This is a genomic window from Bacillus sp. SJ-10 (assembly GCF_002843505.1).
GTDB classification, from domain to species: Bacteria; Bacillota; Bacilli; order Bacillales; family Bacillaceae; genus Bacillus; species Bacillus velezensis.
The window spans coordinates 1,084,567-1,099,934 of the sequence record NZ_CP025258.1 but is presented as its reverse complement, the minus strand read 5'-3'; the positions used below and the strand labels follow the sequence as shown (position 1 = coordinate 1,099,934).

18 protein-coding genes are annotated in these 15,368 nt (G+C 46.8%); 1 reads left to right on the top strand and 17 read right to left on the bottom strand.

Annotation, left to right across the window (positions count from 1 at the left end; translation table 11 throughout):
- Positions 1-76: 76 nt before the first annotated feature.
- The 15 genes from ureC to CXL14_RS05570 all read right to left on the bottom strand — a co-directional run bounded on the left by ureC (position 77) and on the right by CXL14_RS05570 (position 12,815).
- Positions 77-1,786, bottom strand: coding sequence for an urease subunit alpha (gene ureC / locus CXL14_RS05635; protein WP_014419090.1), 1,710 nt, complete (start codon positions 1,784-1,786; stop codon positions 77-79).
- On the bottom strand, positions 1,783-2,157 hold the full coding sequence (gene ureB / locus CXL14_RS05630; protein ID WP_003151199.1) for an urease subunit beta: 375 nt from the start codon (positions 2,155-2,157) through the stop codon (positions 1,783-1,785). Before ureB ends, ureC begins: the two co-directional genes overlap by 4 nt.
- Positions 2,154-2,471 (bottom strand): urease subunit gamma, encoded by a 318-nt coding sequence (gene ureA, locus CXL14_RS05625; RefSeq protein WP_014419091.1) that lies wholly within the window; start codon positions 2,469-2,471, stop codon positions 2,154-2,156. Before ureA ends, ureB begins: the two co-directional genes overlap by 4 nt.
- Positions 2,472-2,824: 353 nt before the next feature.
- The gene (locus CXL14_RS05620; protein ID WP_026092293.1) at positions 2,825-3,013 is read right to left on the bottom strand and encodes a CsbD family protein; all 189 of its coding nucleotides are present in this window, start codon (positions 3,011-3,013) and stop codon (positions 2,825-2,827) included.
- Between the two features lie 74 nt (positions 3,014-3,087).
- Complete coding sequence (locus CXL14_RS05615; RefSeq protein ID WP_053285346.1) at positions 3,088-3,567, bottom strand: hypothetical protein; 480 nt, start codon at positions 3,565-3,567, stop codon at positions 3,088-3,090.
- A gap of 121 nt (positions 3,568-3,688) precedes the next feature.
- Positions 3,689-4,819, bottom strand: a complete 1,131-nt coding sequence (locus CXL14_RS05610; RefSeq protein WP_017418744.1) for a response regulator aspartate phosphatase — start codon at positions 4,817-4,819, stop codon at positions 3,689-3,691.
- Positions 4,820-5,009: 190 nt separating this feature from the next.
- Positions 5,010-6,035 (bottom strand): GTP 3',8-cyclase MoaA, encoded by a 1,026-nt coding sequence (gene moaA, locus CXL14_RS05605; protein ID WP_014419094.1) that lies wholly within the window; start codon positions 6,033-6,035, stop codon positions 5,010-5,012.
- Between the two features lie 17 nt (positions 6,036-6,052).
- A complete protein-coding gene (gene fdhD / locus CXL14_RS05600; RefSeq protein WP_014419095.1) occupies positions 6,053-6,841 on the bottom strand; it encodes a formate dehydrogenase accessory sulfurtransferase FdhD in 789 nt (262 codons plus the stop codon).
- A gap of 94 nt (positions 6,842-6,935) precedes the next feature.
- Positions 6,936-7,100, bottom strand: a complete 165-nt coding sequence (locus CXL14_RS20145; protein ID WP_007407587.1) for a hypothetical protein — start codon at positions 7,098-7,100, stop codon at positions 6,936-6,938.
- A gap of 85 nt (positions 7,101-7,185) precedes the next feature.
- Entirely contained in the window at positions 7,186-7,866 is a 681-nt protein-coding gene (locus tag CXL14_RS05595; RefSeq protein ID WP_012118657.1) for a VWA domain-containing protein, read from the bottom strand.
- Between the two features lie 309 nt (positions 7,867-8,175).
- Complete coding sequence (locus tag CXL14_RS05590; protein WP_007407590.1) at positions 8,176-8,862, bottom strand: VWA domain-containing protein; 687 nt, start codon at positions 8,860-8,862, stop codon at positions 8,176-8,178.
- 265 nt (positions 8,863-9,127) lie between these two features.
- Positions 9,128-10,159, bottom strand: a complete 1,032-nt coding sequence (gene spoIID / locus CXL14_RS05585) for a stage II sporulation protein D (protein WP_014419096.1) — start codon at positions 10,157-10,159, stop codon at positions 9,128-9,130.
- Between the two features lie 199 nt (positions 10,160-10,358).
- Positions 10,359-11,669: a UDP-N-acetylglucosamine 1-carboxyvinyltransferase gene (gene murA, locus CXL14_RS05580; protein ID WP_007614362.1), complete on the bottom strand. Its 1,311-nt coding sequence runs from the start codon at positions 11,667-11,669 to the stop codon at positions 10,359-10,361.
- Between the two features lie 33 nt (positions 11,670-11,702).
- Positions 11,703-12,443: a YwmB family TATA-box binding protein gene (locus CXL14_RS05575; protein WP_053285345.1), complete on the bottom strand. Its 741-nt coding sequence runs from the start codon at positions 12,441-12,443 to the stop codon at positions 11,703-11,705.
- 141 nt (positions 12,444-12,584) lie between these two features.
- Positions 12,585-12,815, bottom strand: a complete 231-nt coding sequence (locus CXL14_RS05570) for a DUF1146 family protein (RefSeq protein WP_007614366.1) — start codon at positions 12,813-12,815, stop codon at positions 12,585-12,587.
- Between the two features lie 172 nt (positions 12,816-12,987).
- Here CXL14_RS05570 and CXL14_RS05565 point away from each other — a divergent pair, with 172 nt between their 5' ends.
- Complete coding sequence (locus tag CXL14_RS05565; protein WP_007407595.1) at positions 12,988-13,458, top strand: hypothetical protein; 471 nt, start codon at positions 12,988-12,990, stop codon at positions 13,456-13,458.
- Between the two features lie 44 nt (positions 13,459-13,502).
- On the opposite strand, the gene CXL14_RS05560 is transcribed toward CXL14_RS05565, so the two are convergent.
- Together CXL14_RS05560 and atpD are read right to left on the bottom strand one after the other, a co-directional pair.
- Complete coding sequence (locus CXL14_RS05560; protein ID WP_053285344.1) at positions 13,503-13,901, bottom strand: F0F1 ATP synthase subunit epsilon; 399 nt, start codon at positions 13,899-13,901, stop codon at positions 13,503-13,505.
- A 23-nt stretch (positions 13,902-13,924) separates the two neighbouring features.
- On the bottom strand, positions 13,925-15,346 hold the full coding sequence (atpD, locus tag CXL14_RS05555) for a F0F1 ATP synthase subunit beta (protein WP_003151173.1): 1,422 nt from the start codon (positions 15,344-15,346) through the stop codon (positions 13,925-13,927).
- Positions 15,347-15,368 lie beyond the last annotated feature (22 nt).

The following is a 15,368-nucleotide window of genomic DNA, read 5'->3' as shown; positions in this document are numbered from 1 at the left end:
TAAAACGGGCGGCAGGATGAAATCAAGTTGGCAATAGAGGTGTAAACAGGCCGGCGGGAAACCGGCCGGAGAGGGATTAAAATAAGAAATAACGCTGTCCGAGCGGAACATAGCTGACAGGCTGGCATGCCAGCTCTTCTCCGTCGGCGAACACCTGATAGGTTTTCGGATCGACTTGTATATTCGGCATCGCGACATTCAGCTTCATGTCGAGCTTACTCAGCTTACGGATATTCCGTACGGGAGAAATCATTTTTTCAAGGCCGAGCTTTTCCGGCACACCGTTTGCGATACCGGCCTGGGACATAAATGTAATAGAGGTATTTCGGTTTGCTTTACCGTATGATGCGTACATCTGCCGCATAAACACGGGCTCAGGCGTCGGAATGGAAGCATTCGGATCTCCCATCTGGGCGCGGGCGATCATGCCGCCTTTGAGCACAAGTTCAGGTTTGACACCGAAGAAAACCGGGTCCCATAGTACAAGGTCGGCGAGCTTTCCTTTTTCAACGGAACCGACTTCATGGCTCAGGCCGTGAGTGACGGCCGGGTTGATCGTGTATTTGGCGATATAGCGTTTGGCGCGCACATTGTCATTGCCGTTTTCTCCTGATAGAGCGCCACGCTGCTTTTTCATTTTATCGGCCACCTGCCATGTCCGGATAATCACTTCTCCCACCCTGCCCATCGCCTGTGAGTCAGATGACGTCATGCTGATCGCGCCGATATCGTGCAGAATATCCTCCGCCGCAATGGTGGCCGCTCTGATGCGTGAATGACTGAATGCCACGTCTTCAGGCACTTTTGAATCTAAATGATGGCAGACCATCATCATATCAAGATGCTCGTCCATCGTGTTGACGGTATACGGAATCGTCGGCGTCGTAGAGGACGGCAGGATATTGGCGTAAGATGCGAGTTTCATAATATCCGGTGCGTGGCCTCCGCCGGCTCCCTCTATGTGATATGTATGGATAACCCGGTCGCCGATCGCATCAAGCGTATTTTCTAAAAAGCCCGCTTCATTTATCGTATCTGTGTGGATCGCCACCTGAATGTCCGCCTCATCCGCCGCTTCCATGCAAGCTTTAATGGCGCTTGGCGTTGATCCCCAATCTTCATGCAGCTTCAGGCCGATCGCGCCTGCTTCCACCTGCTCGATCAGCGGCGCTTTATCGGATGCATTCCCTTTTCCTAAGAAACCGACGTTGATCGGAAACTCCTCGGCCGCTTCCAGCATTCTCGACATGTACCATGCACCGGATGTACAAGTCGTCGCTTTACTTCCCGTCGCAGGACCCGTTCCGCCGCCGAGAAGCGTGGTCACGCCTGAAGAAAGCGCGACTTCCATCTGCTGCGGGCAGATAAAGTGGATATGCGTATCCACCCCGCCGGCCGTTACGATTTTCCCTTCGCCGGAAATGACTTCTGTTCCGGCACCGATAATCATGTGCGGGTCCACCCCATCCATAATATCCGGGTTGCCGCTTTTCCCGACGCCGACAATCCGGCCGTCCTTCACCCCGATATCCGCCTTGACGATCCCGGTATAATCCAGGATGACGGCGTTTGTAATAACCAGATCAAGCGCTCCGTCTTTCCCGGTGATACGCCCGTTCTGCCCCATGCCGTCCCGGATTGTTTTCCCTCCGCCGAAAATCATTTCTTCACCGTAATTCGTGAAATCTTTTTCGACTTCAATCCATAAATCCGTATCTCCGAGTCTGACTTTGTCTCCCGTTGTCGGTCCGAACAGTTCTGCGTATTGCTCACGTGACATTTTCATCGGATCGCCTCCTCCATCCATCCGGCTTTTTTAAGATTTGACAGAGTCTTCTCTTTTCCCCGCTCATCCATATACGTATCGGCCATGCCGTTGAGACCTCTGACCGTTTTTCGCCCTCCGATTTCCACGAGCGTGACGGTTTTCTCTTCTCCCGGTTCAAAACGGACAGATGTGCCTGACGGGATATCAAGGCGCATGCCGATTGCTTTGTCCCGATTGAAGGAAAGGGCGCCGTTGGCTTCGGCAAAATGAAAATGCGATCCTACCTGCACTGACCGCGTTCCGTTATTGGTGACTGACACCTCCAGCGTCTTCCGGCCTTCGTTAATGGTGATGGTCCCCTTTGCGACTTGAATCGCTCCCGGCTTCATGACTTCACCCCCGCTTTGATCGGCTGATGAACGGTGACAAGCTTAACCCCGTCCGGGAACGTCGCTTCCACCTGAATGCTGTCCAGCATTTCCGCAACGCCTTCCATAACGTCTTTTTCCGTCAATACATTGCGGCCGGATTCCATCAGCTCAGCAACGCTTTTTCCGTCTCTCGCGCCTTCCATCAGATAACAGGTCAAATATGCGGCGGCTTCGGGATAATTCAGCAGAACGCCGCGCGCCTTCCGCTGCTTAGCGAGCTCTCCCGCCGTAAAAATAAGCAATTTTTCTTGTTCAACCGGTGTCAGTTTCATCTGTATTCCCCCTTAGTGATAGTCAAACACAATCCGCATGGTCATACCGAAACGATGCAGGCGGCCGTCACCCCCTTCACCTCATGAAATGTTAAGTGATAAAAGTTATTCGACGGTGAACGGCCCGATTCCTTTTGCAGAAATTACCGATTTCTGATTTTTTTCTTCAACAAACGTTTAATTAAATGTGAAGAAAGGTTACATTCTATGTGAATATTATAAAGAAATTACCGGTGAATTTATAGAATATTTAAAAATTTAGTGAATATTAACCAAATGAACTGGAATTTTTGTCATTTCTCATAACAAAAAGCCCAAAATATTTTGGGCTTTTGCTGTGTTTCACTATCAAATTAATCATCACTGAGTTTATCTTTCGTTTTACCGACACCCTTTTGCAGGCTGCCTTTCGCTTTGTCTTTTTTACCTTCCGCTTTTAAGTCGGACTTGTCTGCCATGTCGCCTGCTTTGTCCTTTGCTTCCCCTTTCATTTTGTTCATGCCGCCTTTTACTTTGTCTTTTAAACCGTTATCTTCACTCATGATCTCTTCAGCTCCTTTTTTGTTCTGTGTACTTGTTTTCTTCCCTTTCAGCCTGAACGCAAACATTTCAACTCTCAATTATTGATTTCACAGCGTTCCCCGTAGCGGAGCACTTTGTAAACAGCCAATCCGTCTGACAGCTTATTATCCCCGTATTGCACCGGCAGAAGGGCAAAGAAAACATAATAAGTTGAAAAATAGACAAATTGGTAAAAAAATAAGTTTGGCTCAAGGACATCTTTTATGATCAGCAGATTTATTAAAAAGATAGAAGCGAGATTAAACAGACAGCCTCCGGAATAGACGAGCGCGCTCGTCAGGCGGTTATCTACCCGCAATTCGCCGAACTTGCAGAAAGAATCTATGAAGTAGATACGCCGAACCTGAATCGGCCCTACTTTTAAAAGACGTTTCCCCATTCCGATATCCAATGATGCCTTGCCCCCGAACAGCATGGCCATAAAGCTGTGTCCCGACACATGGATGACAGACACCATCGGCAGAATGATGAGAAATGATACGAAAAACTTTATCATATCATTGAATCCGAACAACAAATCCCTCCTTCCCATCATACTTTTTTCTCTCTTTTGCGATTTTTCCGTTTTTTTCTATGGTCAAACGTTATGATGTGCATAAAAAAATAACCATCTGCTGAGCAGATGGTTAAGAAAATTATATATCGTATAAACACTGTTCTTTTTGAATGTTTTCTCTCATGCGAATCGCTTTTTCATAAAAATACGCCGCTTCTTTATATTGCCCATGTCCGCTTGTGTAAATGGCGGCCTCCAAGGCGAAATCTTCAATATACACATACAGCGATTTTTCATTCATATAGTCAAACACTTCATGGATTAAATCCATATTGAGTGACTCCAAATAAAGCGCTTGTAAAAACTTATACTTCTCTAAACTGAATCGGTCGCCCCGTTCTTTCGCGATCATGACCCCTCTTTCATAATAGGTAAGGGCCGCTTGGTCATCATGCAGCCTGAAAAGGGTGTGCGTTAAGCTGAACAGTGCCTTCGGAAGCTGTTCAAGCTGATGCTCTTCAAAAACGGGAACCGCTTTTCTAAAGTACCGGGCCGCTTCATCCAGATCGCGCTTTTCAGAATAACAATTCCCCAGATTGTAAAGCGAAGACCCGATCAGGCGGGGCTGTCCTTCAAGCAAAGAAAGGCGGAGGGCTTCGTCTAAATGCTCAAGCGCTTTGTCGTAGTTTTTGCAGTCGATGTAGTTTCCTGAGATGACGAAATGGCATTGAATTCTCCGCACTCTGTAGAAATCGTGTTTCATATACGTATCCAGCGCCTGAATCCCGTGATTCATGGAAAAATGAGTCTGCTTCATGACATAAAACACTTCAGACATCTTGAAATGGAATTCCGCCCTCTCTATATCATCCTCGACAAATGAAAGGAGTTTTTCCGCTTTCCGGTAAAAAGAAATAGCCGCAACATAGTTATTGTGATCGAATTCATACATCCCTCTGAACAAATGGAAATAATACTCAGACAGTCCCGATATGCTGTCCGTGCTTTCGATCGTCTTTTGCAGCTCGCTGTACTGAATCTGTGATTGTTCGGTGCATTCCGGCTTGACGTAATCAAGCATAATATGATGGCGGTAGCTGATCAGCTGATAATATAACAGCAGCAGCTGGTCTTCCTCCATACGTTGTATATCCTCATCAATTTCCTCTTTCAGCTTTATGGCATCAGCCGCTTGAAAGGCTAAAATGTGCTTGTACCATTTGTTGATCTTAACTCCAACTTGAGATGACGGAATCTCGTATGCGGTCATGCCCCTTTCACAACCTTTTCTAATTTCTATTGGTTATATTTTAACATATTGTATGGCTTTGGAATTGCATAACTTGATTGTCCTGCATCAAAATTCCTATCATATATTTCGGCTGTCACCGGTATTTTTTGAACAGACCGCTCTCATAATGTGAATAAAAAAGCCTGCCCTGGTCCGGGCAAGCTTTTCTTCATCCGCCTATATAAGACATTTCCACTTTCTTTTTCCCATCCGTTTTAGAAAGCGCGCGGTCAATTGAATACTGATCCGTGCGATTTCTCCAGACAGAAGCGATGGATTCCGTCAATTCGTCATCGGTCAGACCGCCGCGCACGAGTTTCCGAACATCATAACCGCTTGACGCAAACAGGCACGTAAACAGCTCGCCTCTCGCCGACAGGCGCGCTCTGTTGCAGGAGGCGCAGAATGCATCCGAGACGGAGGAAATTACGCCGATTTCGCCGGAACCGTCAAGATAGCGGAACCTGGAAGCGACCTCTCCTTTATAATTCGCTTCTATCGGCTCCGTCGGCATGTGCTGGTTGATCAGATCAATAATCTCGGCCTTCGTGATCACGTCTTTTTTATTCCATTGATTCGTATTGCCGACATCCATAAATTCAATAAACCGGAGAATATGACCCTTTTCTTTAAAATAGCGGGCCATCGGCAGGATATCTTTTTCATTGACGCCCTTTTGAACAACCATGTTGATTTTCACACCGAGTCCGGCCGATTTTGCCGCCTCAATGCCCTCAAGCACCTTGTTCACCGAAACCCCGCGGCCGTTAATGGCCTTAAACCGCTCATCCTCTAAAGAATCGAGGCTGACTGTCACGCGATGCAGCCCCGCCTGCTTCAGTTTTTCCGCATACACGGGAAGCAGAGAGCCGTTTGTCGTCATCGCGATATCTTTAAGTCCGGGGATGCGCGCAAGTTTTTTGATCAATTCAGGCATATCTTTTCTCATGAGCGGCTCTCCGCCCGTCAGCCTGATTTTTTCAACGCCGAAGCGGCCGACAAACAGCTTCGCAAGCCGCTCAAGCTCCTCGAAGGAGAGCAATTCCGTCTTTTGTAAAAATGGATAATCCGGTCCGAATAATTCGGCTGGCATACAGTACGTGCATCTGAAGTTGCAGCGGTCGGTTACAGAGATACGAAGATCCCTGAGCGGCCTTTCCCTTTTGTCTGTCACCCGGCGCGTTTCTGTATTCATAAGCCCAAGACCCCTTTCTATTGTTCAACCCGTTCAGGATGTGTGTATACGTTAAATGATCCGTTTCTGACAAAACCTATCGCGGTTATGTTCAGCTCTTCCGCCATTTGCAGCGCGAGCTCCGTCGGGGCCGATTTTGAAATGACAATCGACACCCCGATTTTTGCGGCTTTTAATAAAACCTCTGAGGAAATCCGGCCGCTGAAGACGATCAGCTTGTCACGGACCGGCATTCCGTTTTTCAAACAGCAGCCGTACAGCTTATCCAGCGCGTTGTGGCGCCCGATGTCCGTCCTCATGAAGAGCAGCTTATCCGTATCGCACAGCGCCGCATTATGGACACCGCCCGTTTCCCGGAAGGTGCCGCTCCCGCTTTGCATCTCCTTCATCAGGCGAAGGCACGTCTCAGGAGTTATGGTGATACGGCTGACGGCGGTTTTGGCCGTTTTCACATCCTGCTGAAAGTAAAAATGGCGGCCTTTCCCGCAGCATGAACCGATGACCCTCTTCGTATAGTCTTTTTGCTCAAGCACTCCGGGATTCGTCAGTTCCACATATGCAAATCCGAGACTTTCATCTATAGTAAAGCTTTTGATCTCTTTTTCAAAACGAATGACGCCTTCTGATGCGAGAAATCCGATGACGAGTTCCTCTAAATGGTCAGGCGTGCAGACGAGCGTAACAAATTCCTGCCCGTTCACCATGACGGTCAGCGGATACTCTGAAACCATCCGATCTGCCGTCTTTGTTAATACCCCTTTTTCATAGCGGTATATGTCTCTTACCGCTGTTGTTTTTTCATCCACTGTTTTCCCCTCCGCAGTATCCTTCTCTTTTATTCTTCCACAATCCCTGTATTTTGTCGAATTTGCGGTTTAAAAAAAGAGCCCTCTTAGGACTCTATGTTTCATTGCGATGATGTCTGCTCAGAATGGTGAATAAAATAACTGCGGCGATAATGGCCAATATACTGACGAATATGAAGGCGGCAAGCTTCAGAAAAATTCCCATCAGAACAAAAACGACTGCCGCCAGCACTAATATAATGCCTGCTCCTTTTAACAACAGCGTTCATCTCCTTTTATCCGTATCATTCCCGCGGTTCCGTTTTCTAAACAAAAAAGACGCCGCGCGGGCGTCCTTTTTTAACCTATTCTTTTGCTAAATCCTTTGCAGCGTCTTCCCAAGCCTGTTTGAACTCGTCCGCGCTGTCAGCTGAGACATATGTGCCGCCTCCCGCTTCCGCCGCTTTTTCAAGGCTTTCGCTTCCTTTCATGCCGAAGTTGAAGCCGATGATATTGACGATCGTGTTGACATTCGCTTTACGGAGCTTTTGAATTTCGGCCTGAGGATTCCCGCCGCATGTTTCTTCACCGTCTGTGATCAGATATACGACGTTTTTCCCCGTGGCGCCGGCCCGCTCAAATTCTTCACGCGTATCAGAAAGCGCTTTCGCAATCGGTGTCCAGCCGGTCGGTTTAATCTTGCTGAGTGATTGCTCAAATGGAGTCACGGCGTACGGCTGAAGGCCGTATAACGTTTCTGTCGCGTTACATGATACGGCTTTGCCTGAGTTTTTATTATTGCCCTTATGCCCGAATACCCGAAGCATCAGATTCGTGTCTTCAGGAAGAACTTCCGCAAAAGAAGTGACAGACTCTTTCGCAACATCTATTTTACGCTCTCCCCCTGTTTTTTGTATCATGCTTCCGCTTGCATCAAACAGCACGGCAACGTTTGTTTCTTCGTGCTTTTTCTCAGCTGCAAAAACAGGTGATCCGAGTGAAAGCGTCAAAAGTCCGACAATCCCCGCAGTGAACATTTTTTTCATTTCCTTCATTCCTCTCCGTTTGTTTTTGGCCGATGGGCCCCCGGCTCTTCTCTATGCTAGATGACGAGTATGCAAAAAGATATAGGGCGGGATTCCTTTTGTATAAGCGGCGGTACGCCGTTAAAAATGAGCAGAATTATGCGCATCATCCTAAAAAGATTGGATAAATGATGACAGATTTAATGCCTTTTTCGCCCTTTTTGTAATATAAGTCCGGAATCTGATTCTTTTTACAGTTTTCTCTTCATCTTTTCTTGAAATTTTTGTTAAATAAAAATAAAAAAAAGGGCCGATAAACGGCACCTTTTCTTATTCCGCTAATGAACTCGCTGCCATTGTAAAGATGCGGTTCATATCCTTTTGGCTGTGAGCTTCGTAATATTTTCCTCCGCCCGCTTTGGCAATCTCGTGAAGCTGGCCGTTGAAGCCTTCCTTAAAGTCAAAGCCGATCACGTTGACTTTAATATGCTGTTTGCGGAGTTCTTTCGCTGTCTTAACAGGATCTCCTCCGCATGTCTCCTCGCCGTCCGTCAACAGGAAAACGGATTTACTGCCAAGTTTGTGCAAACCGGTAAAGGAAGCCTTCGCATCCTCTAATGCTTTTGCAATCGGTGTCCAGCCCGTAGGCCCGATTCCGTTAAGAGAGTTAAGGAAGCTCTGTCTGTCAAACCTTTGGAATCCGTACACACCGCGAATGGATTCACAAGATTGAACCTTTCCGGAGTTTTTATTATTGCCTTCCGAACCGAAAACCGTCATTCTGACCTGTGATTTAGATTTAATTTGATCCGCAAAACGGACAATTTCTTCTTTTGCCATGTTGTATTTAGAAACACCGTCAATCCGTTTTGCCATACTGCCGCTCGCATCAAGTAAAATGGCGGTATTGTTTTTAAATGAAAGAGTCTTCTCGTTTGCATTCTCGGCAGCAAAAGCAGGAGATGCAGCAGTCAGCATCAATCCGAGCATGAGTATGAGTGAAAATGTTTTTTTCATTGCTTTTTCCCCTTTTCAATAGATTTACGTTCAACGCCGAACAATATTTATCGTAAATGAGATGAAAAGGGAAATAAATAGGACGGCGTTCCTCATTATTTTTGCGTATATTCACATAGAAGCGGCATTTTTATCAGTGATTTACACCCGGCGCTCAGCCTTCAATCGGCATTTGTCAGCCTTTAGGCTTTCGTTATATGAGTCTGTTGGTTGCTTTACCGTTTATGGAATAGTTTTCAAAAAAAACAGACGCTCATGAAAGCGTCTATTTTTTCGCCATATATTTGTTTAAAAATGAATCTGCTTCGGAAATGTCCACTCCCTGATAATAATGCTTGACGATGTCCGCCACGGATTTCCCCTGCTGCGCCATGTAATTGGCCCCGTACTGGCTCATGCCGACGCCGTGGCCGAATCCTTTTGTCGTAATGGTGATGCTGCCGCCGTTTCGTTTCCATTCAAAGTCGGCAGAACGGAGTCCGAGTTTTTCCCGGATGTCTCTTCCCTTCAGCTTTTTGCCGTTTATGACGGCCGTCGCCACTTGATGGCCCGGCGTTCTGGCTGTAATCTGTCCCACTGTGTTTTGTCCCGAGAGCTGTACGCCGAGCTTTTGCTGAAACTCCGGCACACTGAAGGTCTGGGTGGCGAGATATTTCGGCGATTGTTTATCCCACGGACTTTTCACGCTCTTTAAATAAGGAATGGCGCTTGTCCAATAGGCTTCCGCATTTTCCGTATACCCGTTGCTCGTAGAGAAGAAAGATGCCTCAATCGGCTTGTTGTCGTACGTTAAAATCTTTCCTTGCGTGCCGGCGACCGCGTTTGTGATTTTCTTGAGGTTGTGTGCGTACTTAGAACCCCATTCTTTTTTCAGCTGGCTTTTGCTTTGATAGACTTGGAACATTTGCGTATCATCCACCAGTGATCCTTTCGGCGCCTGAACGGCTGAGTCAGCGACCATCAGTCTGACGATGAATGTCCGGGCGGCGAGCGCCTGGGCTTTTAAGGCCTCCGGTTTAAAATCTGCGGGCATTTCGGAAGCCACAACACCGACCACGTACTCTTCAAGCGGAATGTTTTCTACAGAATGATTGGATGTCCGATAAACCGGAATGGATACAGGTGATTCTTTCAATGTTTCTGCTCCTTTTGTTTCTCGTGTGGTGTGTGCTGTTTTGTGTCCGGGCTCTCTGTTTACGGCTGCTCCTTTTTCTGCCTGAAACGGAAGGACGAGAATGGTGGGGACTAGAAGAATAAGTATACACAGCCCGGATAGTAGAAATACAATCGGTTTCATATATCAGCTGCCTCCTGCTTGGGATTCGACTCTACTTCATCTTATGGGCAGGGACAAGCTAATATGACTTCCTTTTGGACAGAATCTTTATTCCATTTTTCACGCGAAAAACGTATTCTTTTTTGGAAATCAGAGCATAATAATGATGATAAACCATAAAAAAACAGTATGCCAGATTGACATACTGTTTTTACAGCCATTATGCGTTTAGGTCAGTTACGACTTCTTTGCTTTCTTGTTCAGCGGCCGTTTCATCAACGACACGCTCGATGTCAGCTCCGAGAGCCGCAAGTTTTTGATGGAAATTCACATAACCGCGATCCAAGTGCTTCAGTTCCGTGACGCGTGTATGACCTTCAGCCACTAATCCCGCAAGAATCAGCGCCGCGCCCGCACGCAGGTCCGTAGCGGCAACTTCTGCGCCTTGCAGCTGTACAGGACCGTTAATGATCACAGAACGTCCTTCAATTTTAATGTCGCCATTCATCCGGCGGAATTCTTCAGCATGCATAAAACGGTTTTCAAACACAGTTTCAGTAATCATGCTTGTTCCGCTCGCACGGAGAAGCAGCGCCATCATTTGCGACTGCATATCAGTCGGGAATCCTGGGTGAGGCATCGTTTTAATGTCGATCGGCTTCAGCTGGGCAGGACCGATGACACGAAGGCCTTCTCCTTCATCCGTAATTTTGACTCCCATTTCTTCCATCTTCGCAATTAAAGACGTAAGATGCTCAGGAACCGCACCTTTGACTAATACATTTCCTTCCGTGATAGCCGCAGCCACCATGAAAGTACCCGCTTCAATACGGTCAGGAATGATGTTGTGTCTTACGCCGTGAAGCTTCTCGACACCTTCAATTTTAATGGTGCCTGTGCCGGCTCCGCGGATTTTTCCGCCCATCGCATTGATATAGTTCGCTAAGTCAACGATTTCAGGCTCTTTTGCCACGTTTTCAAGCGTTGTTGTTCCTTCAGCTAAAGCAGCTGCCATAATCAAGTTTTCTGTCGCACCCACACTTGGGAAATCTAAATAGATTTTTGCGCCCTGCAGACGGCCTTCCACTTCTGCTTCAATAAAGCCGTTGCCTACTTTGATTTTTGCACCCATTGCTTCAAAGCCTTTTAAATGCTGATCAATCGGTCTTGAGCCGATTGCGCAGCCGCCCGGAAGCGCTACTCTTGAATGACCCGTACGGGCTAACAGAGGGCCCATAACAAGCACTGACGCGCGCATTTTACGCACATATTCAAAAGGTGCTTCTGTTTCTAAAGCGTAAGAAGCGTTTACGGTAACTTCATTATTCTCAAAATGCACATCTGCTCCTAAATGACGCAACACTTCGTTGATTGTATATACATCGGAGAGCGTAGGTACATCACATATTACGCTTTTTTCTTCACTTGCTAATAAAGATGCAGCGATAACTGGTAAAACGGCATTTTTTGCTCCTTCAACTTTCACTGTGCCGTTTAACTTCTGACCGCCGCGGACGATGATTTTTTCCAAGGTATTCCCCTCCGCGTCCCTATATTCTCTATATTAATATTCAGTCGTCACGATTGGTGTGCCAACCGTAACGGTATGTTTTTCGCCCATTCCCGCACTTCTAAGCGCAACTTGCACATTCATCTTATGTTTCGATGTCATGATGTAATCTGTCCACTTATATGTAAATGCAGAAACAGAAACGAAATGAGGCTCAACTACATGTTCAACTGGACTTGCTTCAAATTCTTTCATGAGCTGTTCTGCTTTTTTTTGCAAAACAATACTCATATTATCATTTAAATGACCCTTTAGACAAGTAAAAATAAATACTTTATTTTGAAATATGTCATGTGCCTGCCGTTCAAACTGTTCATATGTATCATTCCAGTTTTCCGGTTGCTCCGGGCTCATTTGCTCATATAATAAATACGAAGTTGGGTTCTGGTTTTTGAGGGTAGTGACGAGCTGCAGTTTAAAAGTTGTGTGATTTTTTTTGTCAGAATACGTGCCGACGGCCTTTACGATTTTATCTTCCCGCGCGGTTTTCCAGTGATATTGCGGATACTGCGTCTTCAGTTCTTTTACCTTGTCATCAAATTCACTCAGTGACAGGTTCAGATTTTCTTTCGCATGAAGCGTCCATTCATCTACAGTGACCTGCTGCCGCTCCATTCCTTCGGCAATCTGGGCAAGCGGAGACAGCTCACTTGCATGAATGGAATGAAATACCGCTATTAAGGCGCTTAAAAAAACAAAAAATAAGATGATGCGGCCTTCTCTTTTTTTCTTCATATCGATCTCTCCCCCTTACTCCCATTTTTGCCGGAGCCGGGGAAAGCGATACATGGAAAACTTCGTCAAAACTCGCCAAGCGGGTGAAGAAAAATTGGTTGCTCACCCAGCGATTCCCTTCATTTCAACAGACGAAACATCTTAAAATAAGTATGGAAGCTGTTTCGAATAGGTAAGATAATCTAAAAAGAAGTCAGCGACTGCCGTACCGATCGCAATGGTAAGAAGAATGATCAGCAGCCTCGCCTGCACTATTTTTCCTTTTCGGATCAGCGGATCAAAGTTGACGGCCTGAAGCGCCCACCATGTCACCGCAATGCATACCAGGTGAACCAGGATGCTGATTGCGGCCTGCTGCCCCAATACATTCACAAATCCCATCTCCTTTCATTTTTTCCGCCCCTCATATCCTCTCTTATTATATAAGAAGAAGAGAGAAAGATGATCATTTTTACATCAGAATTTTTATCCAAAATTAGGGGCAATCCCCGCTTAAATGTCCGTTCTCCGGCATGATATACTTTTTTGGAAAGGAGATGGGAATATGAATCATTCCTTTTTTCATCCGGAAAAGCAGTATGGAGAAACACTTCCCGTATTTGACCACGAGTGGGAAGCGATAGCATTCTACTATGATTATAGACAGTCTCAAACAGAGGAACTGAAAGAATTATGTCAGTTTTTCAACATTTCTCTTGATTATTCACGCGGCAGCCTGCTGGAAGTGGAAGCTCTTTACTTCCGCAGCATACAAGAGCTGCTTTTGGCGGATTGGAACCTGCCGATTGACGAATTTGAGAAAATGCTCAGCGTGTATGTCATCGATTGCGCCATCCGACACCATGACGATGCCGAATGGGTCGTCAAACCTTATCCGTATACGGACGGCGCCTATACGACGGGTGTGCGGAGAGGAAACAAAACGTGGCACACCGACAACTGCTGCGAACATTTATATCTGCAAAAAGAAGAGGATCATCCGCTTATCGGCGTCTATGAATCTCTTATGCGTTAATATAGAAAAAGAATCCTTCTCAGACAGCCGAGAAGGATTCTTTTTTAGTTTCCTGCAACATCCAATCTGTTTACAGCCCGCTGTAGCGCAAGCTCAGCCCGACGAATGTCAGTATCATCTGATCGTTTGTTCAAACGGTCTTCCGCCCGCTTTTTCGCAGAAAGGGCGCGCTCTTTATCAATGCTTTCCGCTGTTTCAGCGGCTTGTGCAAGGATAGTGACCTGATCAGGACGGACTTCTAAAAATCCGCCGCTGACAGCCGCCAATTCGGTCTGCCCGTCTTTTTTAAGGCGGACAGCGCCGATTTTAAGCGGAGCCACGGTCGGAATATGGCCAGGCAAGATACCGAGATCACCGCTCTCGGCTCTTACACTTACCATTTCAATATCAGCATCATATACTGGGCCGTCGGGAGTAACGATATTGACTTTAACGGTCTTCATGCTTTTACCCTCCTAGGACCAGATTAAACTTCTACACCCATCTCTTTTGCATTCTCAATGACTTCTTCAATGCGTCCCACAAGACGGAATGCATCTTCCGGAAGATGGTCATATTTACCGGAAAGGATTTCTTTAAAGCCTCGTACCGTTTCTTTAACAGGCACGTAAGAACCCTTTTGTCCTGTAAACTGCTCAGCTACGTGGAAGTTTTGAGAAAGGAAGAACTGGATACGGCGGGCGCGGTGAACGACAAGCTTGTCTTCTTCGCCTAATTCGTCCATACCGAGAATCGCGATAATATCCTGAAGTTCTTTGTAACGCTGAAGCGTTGACTGGACTTCACGCGCCACCGCATAATGCTCTTCTCCGACAATTTCCGGAGCAAGCGCGCGGGAAGTGGAAGCCAGCGGATCAACCGCAGGGTAGATACCCATTTCAGTTAATTTACGCTCAAGGTTAGTCGTTGCATCCAAGTGAGCGAACGTTGTCGCCGGAGCCGGGTCAGTGTAGTCATCGGCAGGCACGTAGATCGCCTGGATAGATGTAACTGAACCAACGTTTGTAGACGTAATACGCTCTTGAAGCTGACCCATTTCTGTCGCAAGCGTCGGCTGATAACCAACCGCAGAAGGCATACGGCCGAGAAGCGCGGAAACCTCTGAACCCGCTTGTGTGAAACGGAAAATGTTATCGATAAAGAACAGTACGTCCTGTCCTTGTTTATCACGGAAATGCTCAGCCATTGTAAGACCCGTCAGTGCTACACGCATACGTGCGCCCGGCGGCTCGTTCATTTGTCCGAAGACCATGGCTGTTTTCTTGATAACGCCTGAATCGCTCATTTCGTAGAAAAGGTCGTTCCCTTCACGAGTACGCTCTCCTACACCGGCGAATACGGAAATACCGCCGTGCTCTTGCGCGATGTTGTTGATTAATTCTTGGATCAATACGGTTTTACCTACGCCGGCGCCGCCGAACAATCCGATTTTACCGCCCTTGATGTAAGGAGCGAGCAGGTCAACAACCTTAATTCCCGTTTCAAGAATTTCAACCTCAGTTGAAAGCTCATCGAATGAAGGAGCTGATCTGTGGATCGGGTCCTTTTGAGCATCCGCAGGCAGCGGTTCATTTAAATCAATTTTATCTCCCAGTACGTTAAATACGCGTCCGAGAGTCACATCACCGACAGGAACGGAAATCGGCGCACCTGTATCAACAGCTTCCATTCCGCGCTGAATTCCGTCCGTAGATGCCATGGCAATTGTACGGACTGTATCATCGCCTAAATGAAGAGCAACCTCTAGCGTTAGGTCGATGCCTACTTCATTTTCGCCTGTAGCTGGCTGTGAAACTTTAATCGCATTATAAATCGCAGGCAAGTGGCCGTCCTCGAAACGTACGTCGACAACCGGTCCAAGCACCTGACTTACGCGTCCTTTCTTCATCGCTATCCCTCCTGACAAAATC